This is a genomic window from Sporichthya sp. (assembly GCF_013815995.1).
Lineage (GTDB): Bacteria > Actinomycetota > Actinomycetes > Sporichthyales > Sporichthyaceae > Sporichthya.
In genome coordinates, this window is the sequence record NZ_JACDFE010000310.1 from 1 (window position 1) to 4,066 (window position 4,066).

Genomic DNA, 4,066 nt, shown 5'->3' on the forward strand with positions numbered 1-4,066 from the left:
GCCCGTAGGGGCCGGACGGCGCTGTGGTGGTGCGCAGGTGCAGGTGGACCCTGGAAAAATCAGGCCTTCTTGGCCGGGGCCTTGCGGGCCGGGGCCTTGCGGGCCGGGGCCTTGCGGGCCGGAGCCTTCTTGGCCGGGGCCTTCTTGGCCGGGGCCTTCTTGGCGACGGCCTTCTTGGCCGGGGCCTTCTTGGCGGCGGCCTTCTTGGCCGGGGCCTTCTTCGCAGGAGCGCGCTTGGCCGGAGCCTTCTTGGCGGCGGCCTTCTTCGCCGGCGCCTTCTTGGCCGGCGCCTTCTTCGCCGGCGCCTTCTTGGCCGGAGCCTTCTTCGCCGGAGCCTTCTTGGCCGGAGCCTTCTTCGCCGGGGCGGCCTTCTTGGTGACGGCCTTCTTGGCCGCAGCCTTCTTGGCCGGAGCAGCCTTGCGGGCCGGAGCCTTCTTGGCGACGGCCTTCTTGACCACGGTCTTCTTCGCCGGGGCCTTCTTCGCGACAGCCGCCGCGACCCGCTTCACCGTCGGCGAGGCCTTGGCGGTCTCGGCGACGGCCTCGATGGCGGAAACGGTGACGGCCGGAAGCTTCTTGGCCCCGCTCACGACATCCTTGAAGCCGGTGCCCGCCTTGAAGCGCGGAACCGCGGTCTTCTTCACCTTCACCTGAGCACCGGTGGCTGGGTTGCGAGCAATTCGAGCGGGACGCTCGACCTTCTCGAACACACCGAACCCGGTGATGCCGACCTTCTCGCCACGGGCAACTGCACGGGTGATGGTGTCGACGACGGCGTCGAGAGCCTGCGAAGCCGCCTTCTTGTTGCCACTGAATCTGGTAGCCAGCTCATCGATCAGCTGCGTCTTATTCATTGCGTCCCTCCGACGCCGGATACGGGCACCACTAGGCCCGGCTCAACGGAGAAGTTAGGCCCCTCAGGCCGTGTAAACAATCACCTAGCTATCGAATCCTCGTTGTGTCGCAACGCGTTTTCGTTTGCGTTGAGGTAGTGGAGCGAGCTTTGTGACGCCCACTCGAGCACGCAGCACGCCGTGCGCGCACCCCGACGCTGAAACGACAAGACCCCCGATTCCCTTACGCAATAAGGGTTTCGAGGGTCTTGTGCACCTCGAACGTGCTCGCTACGTCGTGCCGCCCACAGCGATCGGCAACGCCTTCGGCAGGTGCAGTGGGCGATTTGACTCGAAAGTGCCGATGTCACCTTCGTGGCGCAATGTGAGACCAATGTCATCGAGGCCCTCGAGCAGACGCCAACGCGTGTAGTCGTCGATGTCGAAGGGCACGACGAGGTCTGCGCACGACACGGTGCGGGTCTGCAGGTCGACCGTCACCTCGATCTGCGGGTCCTTCTCGGTCGCTTCCCAGAGCTTGTCGACGATGTCCTGCGACAGTTCGACGGTGAGCAGACCGCCTTTCAGCGAGTTGCCGCGGAAGATGTCGGCGAAGCGCGGGGAGATGACGGCCTTGAATCCGTAGTTCTGCAACGCCCAGACCGCGTGCTCGCGGGAAGAACCGGTGCCGAAGTCCGGTCCGGCGACAAGAACCGTCGCGCCTGCGCGCTCCGGCGCGTTCAGAACGAATTCCGGGTCATTACGCCAGGCCGAGAACAGGCCGTCCTCGAATCCGTCGCGGGTGATCCGCTTGAGATAGACCGCGGGGATGATCTGGTCGGTGTCGACGTTGCTGCGACGCAGCGGGACCATCCGCCCGGTGTGCGTGATGAAGGCTTCCATCGTCATCTCCTCACTGCTCCACGTCGGCGAGATCGGCGGGGGCGGACAGGTGGCCGGTGACCGCCGTCGCTGCTGCGACCAGCGGCGATACCAGGTGCGTGCGCCCGCCCGTGCCCTGCCGGCCCTCGAAGTTGCGGTTGGAGGTCGAGGCGCTGCGCTCCCCCGGCGCGAGGGTGTCCGGGTTCATTCCGAGGCACATCGAGCAGCCCGCGAAGCGCCATTCGGCGCCCGCCTCCTTGAAGACGGTGTCCAGACCTTCGGACTCCGCCTGCAGTCGCACGCGCGCCGAACCGGGAACGACGAGCATCCGGACCCCCTCGGCGACCTGGTGACCGCGGAGCACCTCGGCGGCCGCCCGCAGGTCCTCGATCCGGCCGTTGGTGCACGAGCCGAGGAAGACGGTGTCGACGGTGATGTCGCGCAGCGACTGCCCCGCCGTCAGGCCCATGTACTCCAGGGCGCGCTCGGCAGCGGTCCGCTCGCTCTCGTCCGCGATCGTCGCGGGGTCCGGCACGTTCGCACCCAGCGGTGCGCCCTGCCCCGGGTTGGTCCCCCACGTGACGAACGGCGTGAGGGCCGAGGCGTCGAGGGTGACCTCCTTGTCGAAGGTCGCGTCGTCGTCGGTGTAGAGCTCACGCCAGGCCGCGACGGCGGCGTCCCACTCCGCGCCGGCGGGGGCGTGCGGACGGCCCTTCACGTAGTCGAAGGTGACGTCGTCCGGCGCGACCAGGCCGGCGCGGGCGCCGGCTTCGATCGACATGTTGCAGACCGTGAGACGGCCCTCCATCGACAACGCGCGGATTGCTTCGCCGCGGTACTCGATGACGTAGCCCTGCCCGCCGCCGGTGCCGATCTGGGCGATCACGGCCAGGATGATGTCCTTCGCCGTCACACCCGGGGGCAGCGTGCCGTCAACGGTCACGGACATCGTCTTGGGCGGGTCCAGCGGCAGCGTCTGCGTCGCGAGCACATGCTCGACCTGACTGGTGCCGATGCCGAAGGCGAGGGCACCGAACGCGCCATGGGTGGAGGTGTGGCTGTCGCCGCAGACGATCGTCATGCCGGGCTGGGTGATCCCGAGCTGCGGTCCGACGACGTGCACGATGCCCTGGTCGATGTCGCCGAGCGAGTGGATCCGGACACCGAACTCGGCCGCGTTGCGGCGCAGCGCCTCGATCTGGGTGCGGGAGACCGGGTCGGCGATCGGCTTGTCGATGTCCAAGGTCGGGGTGTTGTGGTCCTCCGTGGCCAGCGTGAGGTCCGGGCGACGGACCGGGCGGCCGGCGGCCCGCAGGCCGTCGAAGGCCTGCGGGCTGGTCACCTCGTGGACGAGGTGCAGGTCGATGTAGATCAGATCAGGCTCGTTCTCGGCACGACGAACGACGTGCGCGTCCCAGATCTTCTCCGCCAGGGTTCGTCCCATGGCGTCCTCCTCCGCAGCAGGTTTTTCGAATGACTCCGCCGTCCACCTTGCATCTCACTATGCGAGACGACAGTATCAAGTTATGGACAACACTAGCTCACCGGCGATGGTCGATGCCAGCGGAGTTGGCGTGCTGGACAAGGCCGCAGCCGTGCTCAACGCACTGGAATCCGGCCCGGCGACGTTGGCGTCCCTGGTGACGGCAACCGGGCTGGCCCGGCCGACCGCGCACCGACTGGCCGTCGCGCTCGAGCATCATCGCCTGCTCGCCCGGGACATGCAGGGTCGGTTCGTGCTCGGCCCGCGGCTGGCCGAGCTGTCCGCCGCGGCCGGTGAGGACCGGTTGCTCGCCGCCGCCGCCGGCGTGCTGGCGCATCTGCGCGACATCACCGGGGAGAGCGCGCAGCTGTACCGACGTCAGGGTGAGCACCGCATCTGCGTCGCCGCGGCCGAACGGTTGTCGGGCCTGCGCGACACCGTCCCGGTGGGGAGTTCGCTGCCGATGAGCGCCGGCTCAGCCGCCCAGGTCCTCCTTGCCTGGGAGGAGCCGGAGCGGTTGCACCGGGGTCTGCAGGGCGCACGGTTCGAAGCCACCACACTGGCTGCGGTCCGCCGCCGAGGGTGGTCGCAGAGCGTTTCCGAGCGCGAGGCCGGGGTGGCCTCGGTGTCGGCGCCGGTGCGCGGACCCAACAACCGGGTGGTCGCCGCGGTGTCGGTCTCCGGTCCGATAGACCGCCTGAGCCGGCAGCCGGGCCGGTTGCACGCCGCCGCGGTGTGCGCCGCCGCGGACAAACTGACCGAGGTGTTGCGTCGCGCGGCCGGCGTCGAACCGGCAGGGACGACCGAGCGAGCGCCGACGCGACCTGTCGGCCGACGACCCGCGCGCCCGGGCCGGCCCGGGGCCCGC

General features: G+C 68.9%; 4 protein-coding genes. 1 reads left to right on the forward strand and 3 read right to left on the reverse strand.

Translation table 11 applies throughout. The features are described from left to right. Positions 1-59 precede the first annotated feature (59 nt). From H0X00_RS22235 to leuC, 3 genes are all read right to left on the reverse strand, one after another. On the reverse strand, positions 60-854 hold the full coding sequence (locus H0X00_RS22235) for an HU family DNA-binding protein (protein WP_293774942.1): 795 nt from the start codon (positions 852-854) through the stop codon (positions 60-62). A 270-nt stretch (positions 855-1,124) separates the two neighbouring features. Beyond that, positions 1,125-1,736 carry a 3-isopropylmalate dehydratase small subunit gene (leuD, locus tag H0X00_RS22240; protein WP_293774944.1) on the reverse strand — a complete coding sequence of 204 codons (612 nt, stop codon included), beginning with the start codon at positions 1,734-1,736 and terminating at the stop codon, positions 1,125-1,127. Positions 1,737-1,746: 10 nt separating this feature from the next. Continuing rightward, on the reverse strand, positions 1,747-3,159 hold the full coding sequence (gene leuC / locus H0X00_RS22245; protein WP_293774946.1) for a 3-isopropylmalate dehydratase large subunit: 1,413 nt from the start codon (positions 3,157-3,159) through the stop codon (positions 1,747-1,749). A gap of 106 nt (positions 3,160-3,265) precedes the next feature. On the opposite strand from leuC, the gene H0X00_RS22250 reads away from it, so the two are divergent. Then, positions 3,266-4,066: IclR family transcriptional regulator (locus H0X00_RS22250; protein WP_367186733.1), on the forward strand; the 801-nt coding region annotated here is incomplete at its 3' end.

Coding starts and splice junctions, on each gene's coding strand:
- H0X00_RS22235 (WP_293774942.1), bottom strand. CDS start 854: ATGAATAAGACGCAGCTGATCGATGAGCTGGCTACCAGATTCAGTGGC.
- leuD (WP_293774944.1), bottom strand. CDS start 1,736: ATGGAAGCCTTCATCACGCACACCGGGCGGATGGTCCCGCTGCGTCGC.
- leuC (WP_293774946.1), bottom strand. CDS start 3,159: ATGGGACGAACCCTGGCGGAGAAGATCTGGGACGCGCACGTCGTTCGT.